Raw genomic sequence first — 18,549 nt, 5'->3', positions numbered from 1 at the left:
TGCGCGGCCCTCTCGTCACAGACGCTCGAACACCGCGGCGATACCCTGCCCGCCGCCGATGCACATCGTGACGAGCGCGTAGCGCCCGCCGATGCGCTGCAGCTCGTAGAGCGCCTTCACGGTGATGAGCGCGCCCGTCGCGCCGATCGGATGACCGAGCGAGATGCCCGAGCCGTTCGGGTTGACCTTCGCCGGATCGAGGCCGAGCTCGTTCGACACCGCGCACGCCTGCGCGGCAAACGCCTCGTTTGCCTCGATCACGTCGAGATCGGCGACCGTGATGCCCGCGCGCTCGAGCGCCTTCTTCGTCGCGGGCACGGGACCGATGCCCATGTACGCCGGATCGACGCCCGCATGCGCATACGAGACGAGGCGCGCGAGCGGCTTCGCGCCGCGCTTCTCGGCGACGCTGCGCTCCATCAGCACGACCGCGGCGGCCGCATCGTTGATGCCCGATGCATTGCCCGCCGTCACCGTGCCGTTCTCCTTGACGAACACGGGCTTGAGCTTCGTGAAATCGTCGAGCGACGCGTCGTGGCGCACGTGTTCGTCGGCGTCGAACACCACCGCGCCCTTGCGCGACGCGATCTCGATCGGCAGGATCTGCTCCTTGAAGTAGCCGGACTTCGTCGCATGCGACGCGCGCCGGTGCGATTCGAGCGCGAGCGCGTCCTGCGCGTCGCGCGTGATCCCGTACTTCGCCGCGACGTTCTCCGCCGTCACGCCCATGTGAATCGACTGGAACGGATCGTTGAGCGCGCCGATCATCATGTCGACGAGCTTCGCATCGCCCATGCGCTGGCCGAAGCGCGCGGACGGCACCGCATACGGCGCGCGGCTCATGTTCTCCGCGCCGCCCGCGACCGCGATGTCCGCATCGCCGAGCAGCACGCCCTGCGCGGCCGACACGATCGCCTGCAGGCCCGAGCCGCACAGCCGGTTGAGCGTCAGCGCCGGCGCGTGCTGCGCGACGCCACCGTTGATCGCCGCGACGCGCGCGAGATACATGTCCTTCGGTTCCGTGTGCACGACGTTGCCGAACACGACGTGGCCGACTTCGTCGCCCGACACCTGCGCGCGCGACAACACCTCGCGCACCACGCGCGCACCGAGCTCGGTCGGCGCGAAATCCTTCAGGCTGCCGCCGAAATCGCCGATCGCGGTGCGTACGCCGCTCACCACCACTACTTCGCGTTGCATCGTTGCCTCCCTTTCTTCTCTTGATGAAAACCGATGGCGCGCGCGAGCGCGATCGCGCGCGTCGTGCATTCGGATCACGCGTCGGATTCGCGCGTTGCATCACCCATTCAATAGCCGCTCGACCGCGTCGCGCGACGGAATCGGCGCGACCGCGCCGAAGCCCCGCGTCGACAGCGCGGCCGCCGCGTTTGCGTAGCGCGCGGCCGAGAACGGATCGTCGCCCGCGGCAAGCCGCGCGACGAACGCGCCGCCGAAGCAGTCGCCCGCGCCCGTCGCGTCGAGCGCGTCGACGGCGAAGCCGGGCACGACGCGCCGCTCGCCGGGCGTCGCGACATACGCGCCTTCGCGGCCGAGCTTCAGCGCGACGACGCTCGGCCCCAAGCCGAGCAGCGCATCGACGATCGCATCGCGCTCGACGAGCCCGGTGAGCGCCGTCACGTCATCCCAGCTCGGCAGGCAGACGTCGGTATGGCGCAGCGCCTCCGTCATCACCGCCCGCGCGCGCGGCAGCGGCCAGAGCTTGAGCCGCAGGTTCGTGTCGAAGCTCACGCGCGCGCCGTTCGCACGCGCATGCCCGATCGCGGCGAACGCCGCATCGCACGCGCTCGTGCTGATCGCGAGGCTCACGCCCGACAGATGGACGAAGCGCGCGGCCGCGAGCGCATCGAGCGGCAGATCGCGGATCGCATAGCGGCTCGCGGCCGAGCCCGCGCGCAGATAGTCGAACGCGTGGCCATGCTCGCCGTGCGACACGAAGTAGACGCCCGTCGGCGCGCCGTCGTCGATCCGCACGTACGACGTGTCGACATGCTCGCCGCGCCACAGATCGAGCAGCAGGCGGCCGAAGTGATCGTCGCCGACCGCCGACACGAAGCCCGCGCGCGCGCCCTGCCGCGCGGCGGCGATGCAGAAGTTCGACGTATCGCCGCCGACGCCCTGCAGATAGTTCGGCTCGCCCGGCCGCGCCTGGTTGAATTCGACCATCGCCTCGCCGAGCGCGAGCACGTCCGGAAACGCCGCCGGCATCGTCAGACCTCGCCCCACAGATCGTGGCCGTCGGCGCCCGTGATCTTCACGGATACGAAATCGCCGACCTTGTAGCGCTTGGACGCCTTCGCCGCCGGCTCCACATAGACCACGCCGTCGATCTCCGGCGCATCGGCCGCGGTGCGGCCGATGCCGCCTTCTTCGTTGACCTCGTCGATCAGCACCTTGAGCGTCTTGCCGACCTTGCGCTCGATGCGCGCGGCCGACACTTCCTCGGCGACTTCCATGAAGCGCGCGCGGCGCGCCTCGCGCACGTCGTCGGGCAGCGCGCCGTCGAGCTCGTTCGCGCTCGCGCCCTCGACCGGAGAATACGCGAAGCAGCCGACGCGATCGAGCTCGGCCTCGCGAATGAAGTCGAGGAGTGTCTCGAATTGCGCTTCGGTCTCGCCCGGAAAGCCCGCGATGAACGTGCTGCGAATCGTCAGATCCGGACAGATCTCGCGCCACCTCTGCACGCGCTCGAGCACCTTCTCCGCGTTCGCCGGGCGCTTCATTCGCTTGAGCACGTCAGGATGCGCATGCTGGAACGGCACGTCGAGATACGGCAGCACATGGCCCTTGAGCGGGCCTTGCGCCATCATCGGGATGATCTCGTCGACGTGCGGATACGGATACACGTAATGCAGCCGCACCCATGCGCCGTACTGCGCGGCGAGCTCGCCGAGCGCGCCGACGAGCTCGGTCATTCGCGTCTTGAGCGGCCTGCCGTTCCAGAAGCCCGTGCGGTACTTGACGTCGACGCCGTACGCGCTCGTGTCCTGCGAGATCACGAGCAGTTCCTTCACGCCGGCCTTGAACAGGTTCTCGGCTTCGAGCATCACCTCGGCGACGGGCCGCGACACGAGATCGCCGCGCATCGACGGAATGATGCAGAACGAGCAGCGGTGATTGCAGCCTTCGGAGATCTTCAGATACGCGTAGTGACGCGGCGTGAGCTTGATGCCCGCGGCCGGCACGAGATCGACGAACGGATCGTGCGGCTTGGGCAGATGGCTGTGCACGACCTGCATCACCTCTCCGACCGCATGCGGGCCGGTGACGGCGAGCACCTTCGGATGGACTTCCTCGATGAGCCCGGAGCCGCTCGCGCTCTTCTTCGCGCCGAGGCAGCCGGTGACGATCACCTTGCCGTTTTCGGCGAGCGCTTCGCCGATCGCGTCGAGGCTTTCCTGCACCGCTTCGTCGATGAAGCCGCAGGTGTTGACGACGACGAGATCCGCGCCGTCATAGGTGCCGGAGATTTCGTAGCCTTCCGCGCGCAACTGCGTGATGATCTGCTCGGAATCGACGAGCGCCTTCGGGCACCCGAGCGAAACCATGCCCACCTTGGGCGCGGCGGGCGGCTTACCGCTTGATTTCAATGAATTTTCCAACTATTGCTTCCATGCGTGAGGGGACGGCGTCCGCTGGCGGCACGCCTTGGGTTTGCCGGCATTTTACCCTCCGCGCGGCGACGTTTCTGCGAGGGCGCACACCAGGCGCGTCGTGCGCCGTAATTCGCGTTTCGACCGGCCGTTTTCGCGCTTGCGCCATGCTTCCGGCGGGCCGCACGCCGCCCGCGCGGCGTCAAGACCACACTTTCTCTGATTCGAATTGACGAGCGCCACGCCGGCCACGACAAAGACCACCCCGGACAATTTCGCAGGCGACGCGCCGTCGTCGAACAACACAATGCCGAAAGCGCGGTCGACGCGGCGCCCGCCCGGACCGCAGACGTGAAGCCGCCCTCGAGCGGCTTGTCGGCAAGCCCCGTGGCCGGCTCGCCCCGACCTAGCACGCGCCCCAACCGCTCGCGGACACGGCGGGCGCGTGTGGCCGGCCGACAGCGTCGGGAAGGCGGCGGCACGCCCAAACAGAAACAGCGCCTCGAGGCGCTGCGCTGTTTCTCGTATGCGATTGCGATGTCCGCCCGATGACGCGCGACAAGCGTCAACCAGTCGGGCAAAGCGCTCGCGGCACACGGCCGGTGCCGTCCCGCCGAGCCGCAAGCCGGTCCACGGAACGACGGCCCGGACGGAATCGCGCCGCAGCCAGGCCACGCTCCGGCCGCCGCCTCGACGAAAGACGTCGTGCGTCGCGCCTACTTCTTCTCCGGTTCGCTTCCCGGCGGCATCGCCGGCTTGAACGGGAACGAGCTGAACATCGTTTTCGCCTGATTCTGCATCTGCTCCTGCATCTGCACGAACATGTTCTTCGATTGCTCGATGTAGCTCGTCATCATCCCTTGCATCATCGGCGCCTGCATGTTCATGAACTGCGACCAGACTTCCGGATTCATCGCGTTGTTCTCGTACAGGTTCTTCGACTGGTCGGCGAGCTTGCTCTGGATGTCGATGAACGCCTGGATGTTCTTCTCCAGGTACGTGCCCATCATCCCCTGCATCGCATGTCCGTAGAACCGGATGATCTGCGAGAGCATCGACGACGAGAACATCGGCACGCCGCCGCTTTCCTCTTCGAGAATGATCTGCAGCAGGATGCTGCGGGTCAGGTCTTCGCTGCTTTTCGCATCGATGACCTTGAAATCCTCCTGGTCGAGCACGAGCTGCTTCACGTCGGTCAACGTAATGTAGGTGCTCGTCTCCGTATCGTACAAACGGCGATTCGGATACTTCTTGATCAGCCGTTCGCCAGTTTTCTTTGTAGTAGTCATGTAACGCCTTTGAGCGCCTGATGCGCGCAGTGACGGCGCCCGGCGCCGCACGCGGGCGCGGCCGCGCGCGAACCGGGCGTTCCCGGAACATCCGACCCACACGGCCGGACGGCATGCGCCGTCCGGCCGCATGGCTCAGCCCATATGCAAGCCGCCGTTCAGCGAAAAATCGGCGCCCGTCGCAAAGCCGGACTCTTCCGACGCGAGCCACGCGACGATCGAGCCGATCTCGTCGGGCGAGCCGAGACGGCGCACCGGAATCGTCGCGACGATCTTCTCGAGCACGTCCGGACGGATCGCCTTCACCATGTCCGTGCCGATGTAGCCCGGCGACACCGTGTTGACCGTCACGCCCTTCGTCGCCACTTCCTGCGCGAGCGACATCGTGAAGCCGTGAATGCCCGCCTTCGCGGTCGAGTAGTTGGTCTGGCCGAACTGCCCTTTCTGCCCGTTCACCGACGAGATGTTGATGATGCGTCCCCAGCCGCGCTCGACCATGCCGTCGATCACTTGCTTCGTGACGTTGAAGAGGCTCGTCAGGTTCGTGTCGATCACGGCCGTCCAGTCCTCGCGCGTCATCTTGCGGAACACGACGTCGCGCGTAATGCCCGCGTTGTTGACGAGCACGTCGATCTCGCCGATCTCGGCCTTCACCTTGTCGAATGCCTGCTTCGTCGAATCCCAGTCGCCGACGTTGCCTTCGGACGCGTAGAAATCGAAGCCGAGCGCCTTCTGGTCCTCAAGCCATTTCACGCGGCGCGGCGAATTCGGGCCGCAGCCCGCGACCACCCTGAAGCCGTCCTTGTGCAGGCGCTGGCAGATGCTGGTGCCGATGCCGCCCATTCCGCCCGTTACGTAAGCAATTCGCTGAGACATAACCCACACTCCATTATCGTTTTGAGAAGCGCCGAGCGGCAACCTCTCCGTCGCCCGCCTGCCTTTTCGCCCGACGCCGGGCCGCGCCTGTCGGCACGGCCCGCTCGGGTGCCTCCTGACTCGCGTTACGGGCGCTCGAGCGCGAGCGCGACGCCCATTCCGCCGCCGATGCAAAGCGACGCGAGGCCGCGTTTCGCATCGCGCTTTTGCATTTCGTGCAGCAGCGTGACGAGAATCCGGCAGCCCGACGCGCCGATCGGATGGCCGATCGCGATCGCGCCGCCGTTCACGTTGACCTTCGACGTATCCCAGCCCATCTGCTTGTGGACCGCGAGCGCCTGCGCGGCGAACGCCTCGTTGATCTCCATCAGGTCGAGGTCGCCCACCGACCAGCCCGCGCGTTCGAGACAGCGGCGCGATGCCGGAACGGGGCCCATGCCCATCACGCTCGGATCGACGCCCGCGTTCGCGTACGCCTTGATCCGCGCGAGCGGCTCGAGACCGAGCGCCTCGGCCTTCTTCGCAGACATCACGAGCACCGCGGCCGCGCCGTCGTTGATGCCGGACGCGTTCGCGGCCGTCACCGTGCCGTCCTTCGCGAACGCGGGCTTCAGGCTCGCGAGCGACTCGGCCGTCACGCCGTAGCGCACGAACTCGTCGGTCGCGAAGCGAAGCGGCTCGCCCTTTCGCTGCGGGATCTCGATCGGCACGATCTCGTCGTCGAAACGGCCGGCTTTCTGCGCGGCTTCCGCCTTGTTCTGCGACAGCGCCGCGAACTGGTCCTGCGCTTCGCGCGTGATCCCGTACTCCTTCGCGACGTTCTCCGCCGTGACGCCCATGTGGTACTTGTTGTAGACGTCCCACAGGCCGTCGACGATCATGCTGTCGACAAGCTTCGCATCGCCCATCCGGAAGCCGTCGCGCGAGCCCGGCAGCACGTGCGGCGCGGCGCTCATGTTCTCCTGCCCGCCCGCAACGACGATCTCCGCGTCGCCCGCGACGATCGCGTTCGCGGCGAGCATCACGGCCTTCAGGCCGGAGCCGCACACCTTGTTGATCGTCATGCCCGGCACGGCGTTCGGCAGCCCCGCCGCGATGAGCGCCTGACGCGCCGGATTCTGGCCCGAGCCCGCCGTCAGCACCTGGCCGAGAATCACTTCGCTGACCTGCTCGGGCTTCACGCCCGCACGCTCGAGCACCGCGCGGATCACGGTCGCGCCGAGCTCCGGCGCGGCGATCTTCGCGAGCGAGCCGCCGAACTTGCCGACCGCGGTGCGCGCGGCCGATACGATCACTACGTCAGTCATTTCACTATCCTCCGAGCGAACGCGGCACGGCGCGCCGCGAACCGCCCTGTTAAAAATCGGTAGCGACGCAAAGCGTGCTCCGCCTTCCGTCGTTCGTCAATCGCGTTGCATCACATACCGGCCGGGCGCAGGCTCGATCACCGGGAAGTGCGCGGAGCCGAGCTGCCCGCGCGGCTTCACCTTCTTTCCGCCGTACTGATCGAGCCACTCGATCCACACCGGCCACCAGCTGCCCGGATGCTCGACGGCCGCGTCGAGCCAGTCGTTCGCCGATTCCGGCAGCGCCTTCGCATCGGCGTCATAGCTCCAGTAGCTGCGCTTGTGCTTCGCAGGCGGGTTGATCACGCCCGCGATGTGGCCCGATGCGCCGAGCACGAACTTCAGCGGCCCCGTCAGCAGCGACGTCGATTCGTACGCGGTCTGCCACGGCACGATGTGATCCTCGCGCGAGCCGTAGATGAACGTCGGCACGTCGATCCGCGACAGATCGACGGGCTCGCCGCACACGGTGAGCGCATCCGGCTCGCGCAGCTTGTTCTCGAGATAGGTGTTTCGCAGATACCACGCGTACATCGGCCCCGGCAGGCTCGTCGAATCGCCGTTCCAGTACAGCAGATCGAACGGCGCCGGCGTGCGGCCCTTCAGGTAGTTGTCGACGACGTAGTTCCACACGAGATCGTTCGGACGCAGAAACGAAAACGTGTTCGCGAACTCGACGCCGCGCATCAAGCCCGCGGGCGCGCCGTTCTTGCCGCCGATGGTCTGCTCGCGCATCTGCACGTGCGCTTCGTCGACGAACACGTCGAGGATGCCCGTGTCGGAAAAATCGAGCATCGCGGTGAGGAGCGTCATCGACGCGGCCGGATGCTCGCCGCGCGCGGCGAGCACCGCGAGCGCCGTGGCCAGCATCGTGCCGCCGACGCAAAAACCGAGCGTGTTGATCTGCTCGCGCCCGCTCACCTGCTGGACGACGTCGATCGCGGCGAGCAGCCCCTCGTCGATGTAGTCGTCCCACGTCTTGTGCGAGACCAACGCATCGGCGTTGCGCCACGACACGAGAAACACCTGATGGCCGCACGACAGCGCGTGCGCGACGAGCGAGTTCTCCGGCTGCAGATCGAGGATGTAGAACTTGTTGATGCAAGGCGGCACGATGAGGAGCGGCCGCTCGAAGACGGTTGCCGTCGTCGGCTTGTACTGGATCAGCTGGATCAGATCGTTCTCGTAGACGATCGCGCCCGGTGTCACCGCGAGATTCTTGCCGACGACGAATTGCGATTCGTCCGTCTGCGTGATCTTGCCGCGCCGCATGTCCGCGAGCAGGTTCATCATCCCGAGACGCAGGCTCTCGCCCTGCGTCTCGACGAGATTCTTCTGCGCCTCAGGATTGAGCGCGAGAAAGTTGCTCGGCGACGCGGCGGCCGTCCACTGCTGGACCGTGAAGCGGATCCGCTCGCGCGTCTTCGGATCGGTCTCGAGCGCGTCGGCAAGCTCCTGCAGATAGCGCGCGTTCAGCAGATACCACGCGGCCGCGAATCCGTGCGCGGGCGAAGCCTTCCATGCATCCGAGCTGAAACGCCGATCCTTCAGCTCGGGAACGGTCGGCGCCGCGGCGCTTGCCTGCTGGATCAGCGCGAGGCAATCGCGCGCGTAATCGGCCTGCAGCTTCTGCAGCCGCGCGGGCGGCACCGACGCGACGGGCGCGAGCGACGCGGGCGCGCCGCCGGACCAGTCCGGCATCGGCGGCATCTTAGGCATCGCGAACGGGAACAGTTGAGGCGCCTGGAACGCCGCGAACGGCGGCTGCGCGGGCGCGCCGCCAGCGCTCGCCCGGGCCGGGTCCGCGAAGCTGCGCCACGCGTCGAGCCAGGACTCGAACAACTGTTGCATGGGCTGGGCCGCCGATCCGGCTGCGTTGCGACCCTGGGAAGTATCCGTGTGAGAGGACGTCGACGATTTTTTCGATGCTGTCATACCTGCCTTAACGGTGGTTCCTCGGTGTTTCCTCGGTGTTGCCTGCGGGGACCCTGGAAATCCTGCTCGAGCCGCATGAAGTCGACCACCCACTGCGCGCCCCGTTCAGCCGGGCGTGTTCCGGAGCGCTTCTCCAGATTCTGCCGCAGTGCAGTAGTTTTATCATTATCGTTTTCCCCATGTGATCCGTCACCTCCGACAACACATGCTTCGACAACCGGAATGATTGTTGCGGAACGCGCCGCGCGACGCGCGGCGGAGATGTCCGGCCCATTCGGCCGGCGAGAGTCTAAGCGAACTTGATGACAGCAATCGCACGGTGCGGCGCAGCAATGCGCGCGTCGCACCGCCGCAAAAATACCACCCCCATGCCGGCGCGGTCCGCCGCAGGGAGACGTCAGTCGGCGAGCCAGATCATCGCGGCCATCCGCCCCGTCACGCGATCGCGCCGATAAGAATAGAAGCGCTCGCGCTCGGTCGCCGTGCAAGCCGTGCCGCCGCTCACGCGCGTGACGCCGGCGCGCGCGAGGCGCAACCGCGCGAGCGCATAGAGATCCGCCAGATACTTGCCGGGCGCGTCCGGGCGCGGCGCGAAGGCGCGCTCCGTCGCCGCGTAATCGGCAAGCGGCGTCGCATCGAGAAAGGCCGAGCGCACGTCGGCGCCGACCTCGAACGCGGTGGGGCCGATTGCCGGACCGAGATACGCGTGCAGGCCGCCGGCGCCGCCGCCCGCCAGCGCCGCGACGCGCTCGGCCGTCTTCTCGACGATGCCCGCGACAAGGCCGCGCCAGCCCGCATGCGCGGCGCCGACCGCGCGGCCGGCATCGTCGCACAGCAACACCGGCAGGCAATCCGCGACCATCACGACGCAGACGGCGCCCGGCGTCGCCGCGACGCTCGCATCCGCGCGCACGAGCCCGCCCGCGCCTGCATCCGCCGCGCTCGCGGCGATCACGTCCTCCGCGTGCACGATGTCCGTGCCGTGAACCTGCTCGAGCCACGCAGCGCGTGACTGCCCCGTCAACGCGAGCAGCCGGGCGCGATTCGCTTCGACATGCGCGGGATCGTCGCCCGTGTGCCTGCCGAGATTCATCCCGCCCGCGACCTCGCCGCCGCCCTCGCCGCCCCACGCGCCATAAGGCGGCTCGCTCACGCCGCCATTGCGCGTCGACACGAGCGCGCGCACGCGCGGCGGCGCATCCCAGTCGGGTTGCATGCACTCCGAGAGCGTCAGGGGTCGCAACGTCGTCATCGGCAGTCAATCCTCTTCGTCGTCGGCATGCGGGATGCCTCCATCGTAACCGTCGTCATAGACCGCGTCGTCGTCGCCGAATTCCGCATCGTCCGCGCCGAAGCCGAGCGCATCGACGAGCGCCGCGAGATCGGCCGGCAGCGGCGCGCGCCATTGCATCGACCGGCCGGTCGCCGGATGAACGAGGCCGAGCCGCCATGCGTGCAGCGCCTGCCGCGCGAAGCCGCCCGGCAGCGGCGCGACCGAGCGCTTGCCGCGCGCGCGGCCGTACACCGGATCGCCGAGCAACGGATGTCCGACGTGCGCGCAATGCACGCGGATCTGATGCGTGCGCCCGGTTTCGAGATCGCAATGGATCGCCGATACCGGCTGACGCTCCCACGGCGTCGTGTCGACGGTGCGGAAATGCGTGCGCGCCGGCTTGCCCGCCGCCCCCGTGACGACCGCCATCCGCGTGCGTTCGCGCGGATCGCGGCCGATCGGCGCGTCGATCGTGCCTTCGTCGGGCATCTGCCCCCACACGAGCGCGAAATAGCGGCGCTTCACCGTGCGCGCCTGCAATTGGCGGATCAGGTCCGTCTGCGCGGCGAGCGTGCGGGCGACGACCATCAGGCCCGACGTCTCCTTGTCGAGCCGATGCACGATCCCGGCGCGCGGCAGGCCGGCCGCATCCGCATAGCGGTGCAGCAGACCGTTGAGCAGCGTGCCGCTCCAGTTGCCGGCGGCCGGGTGGACGACGAGGCCGGCCGGCTTGTCTACGACGACGATCGTATCGTCCTCGTAGACGATCGAAAGCGGCACCGGCTCCGGCGTGAACGCGAGTTGCTCGGGCAGCAGATCCGGCAGCAGCTCGATCGTCGCGCCGAGCGGCACGGCCTGCCGGATCTTCGCGGGCGCGCCGTCGACGCGCACACGCTCCGATTCGATCCACTGCTGCAGGCGGCTGCGAGAGAACTCGGGGAACAACTGCGCGAGCGCCTTGTCGAGGCGCTCGCCCGCGAGCGCGGGCGGTACGTCGACGACGCGCGGCGCATCGGCGCCCGCGGGCGCGACGAGCGTGTCGCTCGACAGATCGTCGTCGAGCGAATCGCCTGCAGAAGCGTCGGCGGGGCTGGCGCTTGGGCTATAATCGTCGCGGTTTGACTTGCCCGCACGGGCATTCAACGAACTTGAACGGGTCATTTAGACTGGGTCACTTGAGACTTGAAGCTAGGACAATGCGAGCCCTTTTCACCATGATGCATTCGACCAAACGCGTCGCAAAACCTGCGGCCGCCTGGGCCGCGCTGGCGGCGGCCGCGGCGCTCGTCGCGGGTTGCCACGGCTTGCCGCAGAAAAGCGATGAGACGGCAACCTGGTCGAACAACAAATTATACTCAGAGGCTCAGGATGCATTGACGGGCGGCGACTGGGGCAAGTGCGCGAAATACTTCGAAGCGCTGCAGGGCCGCGACCCGTTCGGCCATTTCGCGCAGCAGGCGCAGATCAACGTCGCCTACTGCAACTGGAAGGATAACGAAACGGCCGCCGCCGATCAGGCGGTCGACCGCTTCATCCAGCTCCACCCGGATCACCCGGATGTCGCGTACGCGTACTACCTGAAGGGGATGATCCACTTCAACGACGACCTGGGCCTGTTCGGCCGCTTCTCCGGTCAGGACATGAGCGAGCGCGATCCGCAGGCGCTGCGCGAATCGTACGACGCGTTCAAGGTCGTGGTCGACCGCTATCCAAAGAGCAAGTACGCGCCCGATGCGGCCGCGCGGATGCGCTACATCGTCAACGCGCTCGCGTCGCACGAAGTGCACGCGGCCGATTACTACTACCGGCGCGGCGCTTATGTCGCGGCGATCAACCGCGCGCAGCTCGCGATCAAGGAATACAAGAACGCGCCGGCGATCGAAGACGCGCTGCACATCATGATGCTGTCTTACGCGAAGCTGAATCAGCCGCAGCTCGCCGACGACACGAAGCGCGTGCTCGCATCGACCTTCCCGGACAGCCCGTACGTCACGGGTCATGCGCGGCCGGGCACCAAGAAATCGTGGTGGCAGTTCTGAGTCGAGCGTCGCGTTTCATGCGCGCTCGGCGCATGAAAGCACCTGCGGTCGGCACGACCATCTCGTTGAACCCGGCTTGATCGAGCCGGGTTTTTCTTTTTGCGCGCATGTCGCGCATGTCGGAACGATCATCGCGCGCCGCCGGCGCGCGTTGCGTCACCTCGCGCTTCTTCGCGTGTCGCGCGGCGGCCCCAGACCGCTCGCCCGCCCCCTCAAGCCTGCGCGGCCTCGCGCCGCTCGGCGAAGAACTCGCGTACGACGTCGATCTCGCGCGTGCGCTTGAAAGGCGGCAGGCTCTGCCAGATGCGCCGGCCATACGGCTTGTCGACGAGGCGCGTGTCGCAGATCATCAGCACGCCGCGGTCCGTCTCCGCGCGAATCAGCCGCCCGGCCCCCTGCTTCAGCGTGATGACGGCCTGCGGCAACTGGTGAACGGCGAACGGGCTCAATCCCTTCTTCGTCAGCGCATCGAGCCGCGCGGCGAGCACCGGATCGTCGGGCGGCGCGAACGGCAGCTTGTCGATCACGACGAGCGACAGCGCGTCGCCGCGCACGTCGACGCCTTCCCAGAAGCTCTGGCTGCCGACGAGAATCGCATTGCCGTATGCGCGGAACCGATCGAGCAGTTCGGTGCGGCTCGCATCGCCCTGCACGAGGAGCGGCGTGCGCCAACCGCGCGCGTCGATCGTGTCGCGCAGCTTCATCGCGATTCGGTCGACCGCGCGCAGCGTCGTGCACAGCACGAACACGCCGCCGCCCGACGCCTCGATCGCCGGCAGCGCGGCGTCGAACACCGCGTCGGTGAACGCGGGCGACGACGGCTGCGGCAAGTTCCGCGGCACGTACAGCAGGCCTTGCGTCTGATAGTCGAACGGGCTCGGCAACGTCATCGAACGGCGGGAACTGAGCCCCATCTGCGCCGCGTAGTGCGTGAAATCGCCGCGTACCGACAGCGTGGCCGACGTGAAGATCCACGCGCGCGGCACGCCCGCACGCTGCTTCGCGAAGATCGGCGCGACGGACAGCGGCGTTTCGTGCAGTTGAACCGTGTGTGCGAACACCTCGACCCAACGCACCTTCTCGTTCGGATCGTCGTGCTCGCCCGCTTCCGCGCCGGCCTTCGCGCCGGCCGCATCGTCGGTCGCATCGGGCGCGACCCAGCCCGCGAGCAGGTCCTGCAGTTCGCGCGCGCGGCGCTCGCATGCGGCGATCGATTCGGCGCGCTCCGCCTGCCCCGCGAGCGCCGTCGACAGCGCGTCGAGCGCCGAATCCACGGCATCGAGCGCGCCGAAGAGCGGGTGGCCGTCGCCCAGTTGCGCAAGCGACATCCGGACGATGCCGTCATCCGCAAACGCAAGCCGCACGTCGCGCGCCGCGCGCTCCAGCGCGCCGCCGAGCTTCACCCATTCGACCGCATCGCGCGCATGCGCGAGGCCTTCGACCACCGAATCGCGCGCGAGCTCGAGCAGTTGCGTCGTCGACAGCGTCTCGCCGAAAAAGAGCGTCGCGGTCTCGGGCAGTTGATGCGCCTCGTCGAAGATGATCGTGTTCGCGCTCGGCAGCAACTCTGCCATCCCGGTGTCGCGCAGCATGATGTCCGCGAAGAACAGATGGTGATTGACGACAACGAGGTCCGCCTGCTGCGCCTCGCGGCGCGCCTGCATCACGAAGCAGTCCTTGTAGTGCGGGCATTCCTGGCCGAGGCAGTTGTCGCGCGTCGACGTGACCATCGACCACACGGGCGACGTCTCCGGCACGCTCGCGAGCTCGGCCTTGTCGCCGCTCTTCGTGATCTTCGCGAAGCGGATGATGTCCTGCAGGTACGCGGTGTCCTGCCGCGACGGCAGGCGGCCGTTGTCGGCCGTGCGTTGCAGATAGTAATGACACAGATAGTTCGCGCGCCCCTTGAGCATCGCGACGGTCACGGGCACCGCGAGCGCGTCGCGCACCGTCGGGATGTCGCGCTGGAACAGCTGATCCTGCAGATGCTTCGTGCCCGTCGACACGATCACCTTGCCGCCCCAAAGCATCGCCGGAACGAGATACGCATAGGTCTTGCCGGTGCCGGTGCCGGCCTCGACGATCAGCGTGTTGTCGCCGCTGTCGGCGCTATCGGCGCTTGCGTCGCCGGACGACGCGGCGCGCGCATCGTCGCGGCCGGCGGATGCGCCGTCCTGCAGACGCCGCGCGGGGCGCTTGCGCGTCTCGAAGATCTCGGGCTCCGGCATCAGCTTGCCCGATGCTTCCATCGTGGCGGCAACTGCACGCGCCATGCCGATCTGCGACGCGCGCGGACGGTAGTTGTCGAGCGCGCGTGCGAACAGGCCGCCGTCGCCGAAGATGGCGTCGAGCTCGTTGATACGCTGCACGCTCGGCGTGTACGCACCCGCGGCCGCAGCGGCAACGCCGGACGTACGGGAACGCGCGGCAGACGAATCGTCGCGCCGCGCGTCGGAATTGGCATCAAGCGGTGAATTCAAGGCAAGCGGTTCCTAATATCATCCGGCGCCCGCCGCGGCGCCGGCGCTTGCCAGGCCGCGCGTCAGGCGCGCTTATCCGGTTCGAGCTGCGATTGCAGCATGATGATCTTGTCTTTGGCCAGCAGCTTTTCCTTCTTCAGCCGGTGCAGCGCCAGGTCGTCGATGTCGGAACGTCCCTCCTTCTGCTCGATCTCGCGGGCAAGCTGCTGGTGCAGCTCCTGCAAAGACACCAGTCGGTTGTACAGCTCCTGTTGCGTTTCCGCCGAACGGGTTTGCATACTTCGCCTCCTCACTGAATCGGCATGCCGGCCGAGCCGCCCGCATACCCGAGATTGCCTTGCGAAACCACCACCCAACGCTACCGCTTGCACCCCTGCCGCTGACCGTTACTGCTGCTGTTGCTGCTTCTGCTTCGCCTTCTCGGCGGCCTGCCGCTGGCGTTCGTCGACGTCCGCCTTGTGTTGCGCCGCTTCACGCTGCTTCCGTTCGTAGCGCTCGGCGCTCTCCGCGCGCTGCTGCGCATCCTTTGCCGCCTGCGCGTGCGCCGCATCGAGCTTGCGCTGGAACTCGACCTGCTTCGCGTCGTACGCCTGCTGGCTCGCCGCGCGCTGTGGCGCCTGCGCGTCGCGCTGCGCGCGCTTCAGCGCGTTTTCCTGCTGCTTGCCCTCGTATGCGGCCGCATTCGCCTGCTCGTTCGCCGCGCGCTGCGGCGCCTGAGCCTGCCGCGCGGCTTCGTTCAGCGCGAGCCGCCGGTCGCGCGCCTGCGCGCGTACGGCCCGCTGCTCGTCGTCGAGCGCGAGCTGCTCCTGGCTGATGCTCGCACGCTCGGCCCGCATCGCCTCGCGTGCCTTGTCCAGGCAGTGATTGACGAAAAACGTGCTGTAGCAATCGTGCTGAGCCACCGCATAACGATAATCGTTTTCCGCCGTGCGTTGATTGAGCACTTTTTGACGTGCGTCGAAGTTCGCTTGCGCGGCGAACGTGTCCGCATCCGACGCATCGGCGGCAGACGCCGCGACCGCGGATGCGGACGTCTGCGCGATGCCGGCGGCGGGCGCGCAGAACAGCGTCGCCGCAAGCGCAGCGGCGAACGCGACAGCGGAAAATCGGGAGGTAGGCAACGTCGTAGGAAAGCTGCGGATCATGGAGCGAATTCTAACACCCGCGGCTAGCCCCTTTCGCATTTATGGCAAAATGCCCCGCTCCATTCACCCGCCTGGGCCGGCTCGACGGCGCAGCCGGCCGGACCGGGCGATTTCTGCAGGCAGTAGACGCACATCACGACATGACGGAAACCGTAGCACTCAAGATCGTACAGCGCATCGCCGACGAACTGTCGGTCCAGCCCCGGCAAGTCGCCGCGGCGGTGCAACTCCTCGACGAAGGCTCCACCGTTCCGTTCATCGCCCGCTACCGGAAGGAAGTCACGGGCAACCTGGACGACACGCAGTTGCGCCAGCTCGAAGAGCGCCTCCTGTATCTGCGCGAGCTCGAGGAACGCCGCGCGACGATCATCGCGAGCATCGACGAGCAGGGCAAGCTGACCGACGAACTGCGCGCGGCGATCGACGCGGCCGACAGCAAGCAGACGCTCGAGGATCTGTACCTGCCGTACAAGCCGAAGCGCCGCACGCGCGCGCAGATCGCCCGGGAAGCCGGGCTCGAGCCGCTCGCGCAGGCGCTCCTCGCGAATCCGCTCCTCGATCCGCAAACGGAAGCCGCCGCGTACGTGGACGCGGACAAGGGCGTCGCCGACGTGAAGGCGGCCCTCGACGGCGCGCGCGACATCCTGTCCGAGCAATTCGGCGAGACGGCCGAGCTGCTCGGCAAGCTGCGCGACTACCTGTTCGAGCGCGGCGTCGTATCGTCGGCCGTGGTCGAGGGCAAGGAAGGCGAGGAAGGCGAGAAATTCCGCGACTACTACGACTACGCCGAGACGATCAAGACGGTGCCGTCGCACCGCGCGCTCGCGCTGTTTCGTGGCCGCAACGCCGGCGTGCTGACCATCAAGCTCGGCCTCGGCGAGGAGCTCGACGCGCAGGTGCCGCATCCGGGCGAGGCGACGATCGCGCGCCATTTCGGCATCGCGAACCAGAACCGGCCGGCCGACAAGTGGCTGTCCGACGTGTGCCGCTGGTGCTGGCGCGTGAAGGTGCAGCCGCACATCGAGACCGAGCTGCTCACGCAATTGCGCGAGACGGCCGAGCACGAAGCGATCCGCGTGTTCGCGCGCAATCTGAAGGACCTGCTGCTCGCCGCGCCCGCGGGCCCGAAGGCCGTGATCGGCCTCGACCCCGGCCTGCGCACGGGCGTGAAGGTTGCCGTCGTCGATCGCACGGGCAAGCTGCTTGCAACCGACACGATCTACCCGCACGAGCCGCGCCGCGACTGGGACGGCTCGATCGCGCGGCTCGCGCGCCTCGCCGCTCACACGCAGGCCGAACTGATCAGCATCGGCAACGGCACAGCGTCGCGCGAGACCGACAAGCTCGCGAGCGAGCTGATCGCGAAGCACCCCGAGCTCAAGCTGCAGAAGATCGTCGTGTCGGAAGCGGGCGCATCGGTCTACTCGGCGTCGGAGCTCGCCGCGAAGGAATTCCCCGAGCTCGACGTGTCGCTGCGCGGCGCGGTATCGATCGCGCGCCGGCTGCAGGACCCGCTCGCCGAGCTCGTGAAGATCGAGCCGAAGGCGATCGGCGTCGGCCAGTATCAGCACGACGTGAATCAGCGCGAGCTCGCGCGTTCGCTCGACGCGGTCGTCGAGGATTGCGTGAATGCGGTCGGCGTCGACGCGAACACCGCGTCGGCCGCCCTCCTCGCACGCGTGTCGGGCCTGAACTCGACGCTCGCGCGCAACATCGTCGACTACCGCGACGCAAACGGCCCCTTCCCGTCGCGCGAGCACCTGCGCCGCGTGCCGCGCCTCGGCGACAAGACGTTCGAGCAGGCGGCGGGCTTCCTGCGCATCAACGGCGGCGAGAATCCGCTCGACCGCTCGTCGGTGCACCCCGAGGCGTACCCCGTCGTCGAGCGGATGCTCGCGAAAATCAGCAAGCGCATCGACGATGTGCTCGGCAACCGCGACGCGCTCGCGGGCCTGTCGCCCGCCGAATTCGTCGACGAACGCTTCGGATTGCCGACCGTGCGCGACATCCTGTCCGAGCTCGAGAAGCCGGGCCGCGATCCGCGCCCCGAGTTCAAGACCGCGACGTTCCGCGAAGGCGTCGAGAAAGTGTCGGATCTCGCGCCGGGGATGGTGCTCGAAGGCGTCGTGACGAACGTTGCGGCGTTCGGCGCGTTCGTCGACGTCGGCGTGCATCAGGACGGGCTTGTCCACGTGTCCGCGATGTCGACGAAATTCATCAAGGATCCTCACGAAGTCGTGAAGGCGGGTCAGGTCGTCAAGGTGAAGGTGCTCGACGTCGACGTGAAGCGCCAACGGATTTCGCTGACGATGCGGCTCGACGACGATGCGGCACCGAGCCCGGCCGGCAATCGCGGCGGCGCGGAGCGCGGCGCGATGCGCGGCGGCGGCGCCCGGCCCCAGCGCTCGCGCGAGCCGGAGCCCGCGGGCGCGATGGCCGCGGCGTTCGCGAAGCTCAAGCAGCGTTGAGCAGCGCGACGCGCCAGTAACGAAAAAGCCCGCTTCGAAGCGGGCTTTTTCGTGATCGCGAAATCGGTCATCGGCAATATCGGCGGC

14 protein-coding genes are annotated in these 18,549 nt (G+C 67.6%); 2 read left to right on the top strand and 12 right to left on the bottom strand.

The features are described 5' to 3' along the window. Window positions 1-15: 15 nt before the first annotated feature. The 9 genes from bktB to BTH_RS23680 form a co-directional block, all read right to left on the bottom strand. Window positions 16-1,200, bottom strand: a complete 1,185-nt coding sequence (gene bktB / locus BTH_RS23720) for a beta-ketothiolase BktB (protein WP_009890873.1) — start codon at window positions 1,198-1,200, stop codon at window positions 16-18. Window positions 1,201-1,299: 99 nt separating this feature from the next. Beyond that, window positions 1,300-2,226: a sugar kinase gene (locus BTH_RS23715; protein WP_009890871.1), complete on the bottom strand. Its 927-nt coding sequence runs from the start codon at window positions 2,224-2,226 to the stop codon at window positions 1,300-1,302. 2 nt (window positions 2,227-2,228) lie between these two features. Then, window positions 2,229-3,620 carry a 30S ribosomal protein S12 methylthiotransferase RimO gene (rimO, locus tag BTH_RS23710; protein ID WP_009890869.1) on the bottom strand — a complete coding sequence of 464 codons (1,392 nt, stop codon included), beginning with the start codon at window positions 3,618-3,620 and terminating at the stop codon, window positions 2,229-2,231. Between the two features lie 707 nt (window positions 3,621-4,327). Then, window positions 4,328-4,900 (bottom strand): polyhydroxyalkanoate synthesis repressor PhaR, encoded by a 573-nt coding sequence (gene phaR, locus BTH_RS23705; protein WP_009890865.1) that lies wholly within the window; start codon window positions 4,898-4,900, stop codon window positions 4,328-4,330. A 135-nt stretch (window positions 4,901-5,035) separates the two neighbouring features. Beyond that, window positions 5,036-5,776, bottom strand: a complete 741-nt coding sequence (locus BTH_RS23700; protein ID WP_009890864.1) for a 3-ketoacyl-ACP reductase — start codon at window positions 5,774-5,776, stop codon at window positions 5,036-5,038. 125 nt (window positions 5,777-5,901) lie between these two features. Beyond that, entirely contained in the window at window positions 5,902-7,083 is a 1,182-nt protein-coding gene (locus BTH_RS23695) for an acetyl-CoA C-acetyltransferase (protein ID WP_009890862.1), read from the bottom strand. Between the two features lie 96 nt (window positions 7,084-7,179). Further along, the gene (gene phaC, locus BTH_RS23690; RefSeq protein WP_080511509.1) at window positions 7,180-9,057 is read right to left on the bottom strand and encodes a class I poly(R)-hydroxyalkanoic acid synthase; all 1,878 of its coding nucleotides are present in this window, start codon (window positions 9,055-9,057) and stop codon (window positions 7,180-7,182) included. 397 nt (window positions 9,058-9,454) lie between these two features. After that, window positions 9,455-10,309 carry a peptidoglycan editing factor PgeF gene (gene pgeF / locus BTH_RS23685; protein ID WP_009890860.1) on the bottom strand — a complete coding sequence of 285 codons (855 nt, stop codon included), beginning with the start codon at window positions 10,307-10,309 and terminating at the stop codon, window positions 9,455-9,457. Window positions 10,310-10,315: 6 nt separating this feature from the next. Further along, the gene (locus tag BTH_RS23680) at window positions 10,316-11,491 is read right to left on the bottom strand and encodes an RluA family pseudouridine synthase (RefSeq protein WP_011402307.1); all 1,176 of its coding nucleotides are present in this window, start codon (window positions 11,489-11,491) and stop codon (window positions 10,316-10,318) included. Between the two features lie 53 nt (window positions 11,492-11,544). Here BTH_RS23680 and BTH_RS23675 point away from each other — a divergent pair, with 53 nt between their 5' ends. Then, the gene (locus BTH_RS23675; protein WP_009890855.1) at window positions 11,545-12,369 is read left to right on the top strand and encodes an outer membrane protein assembly factor BamD; all 825 of its coding nucleotides are present in this window, start codon (window positions 11,545-11,547) and stop codon (window positions 12,367-12,369) included. 212 nt (window positions 12,370-12,581) lie between these two features. Here BTH_RS23675 and BTH_RS23670 read toward each other — a convergent pair whose 3' ends face one another. The 3 genes from BTH_RS23670 to BTH_RS23660 all read right to left on the bottom strand — a co-directional run bounded on the left by BTH_RS23670 (window position 12,582) and on the right by BTH_RS23660 (window position 15,994). Continuing rightward, window positions 12,582-14,849 (bottom strand): ATP-dependent DNA helicase, encoded by a 2,268-nt coding sequence (locus BTH_RS23670; protein ID WP_009890853.1) that lies wholly within the window; start codon window positions 14,847-14,849, stop codon window positions 12,582-12,584. 62 nt (window positions 14,850-14,911) lie between these two features. Continuing rightward, window positions 14,912-15,127 carry a YdcH family protein gene (locus tag BTH_RS23665; RefSeq protein WP_006026948.1) on the bottom strand — a complete coding sequence of 72 codons (216 nt, stop codon included), beginning with the start codon at window positions 15,125-15,127 and terminating at the stop codon, window positions 14,912-14,914. Window positions 15,128-15,235: 108 nt separating this feature from the next. Continuing rightward, window positions 15,236-15,994, bottom strand: coding sequence for a hypothetical protein (locus tag BTH_RS23660; RefSeq protein ID WP_009890851.1), 759 nt, complete (start codon window positions 15,992-15,994; stop codon window positions 15,236-15,238). Window positions 15,995-16,134: 140 nt separating this feature from the next. Between BTH_RS23660 and BTH_RS23655 the strand changes: the two genes are divergently transcribed. Continuing rightward, complete coding sequence (locus BTH_RS23655) at window positions 16,135-18,462, top strand: Tex family protein (protein ID WP_009890850.1); 2,328 nt, start codon at window positions 16,135-16,137, stop codon at window positions 18,460-18,462. The last annotated feature ends 87 nt before the right edge of the window (window positions 18,463-18,549 follow it).

It is taken from the genome of Burkholderia thailandensis E264 (assembly GCF_000012365.1).
Taxonomy (GTDB): domain Bacteria; phylum Pseudomonadota; class Gammaproteobacteria; order Burkholderiales; family Burkholderiaceae; genus Burkholderia; species Burkholderia thailandensis.
The sequence above is the reverse complement of the archived record's forward strand: the minus strand, read 5'-3'. Positions and strand labels throughout refer to the sequence as shown.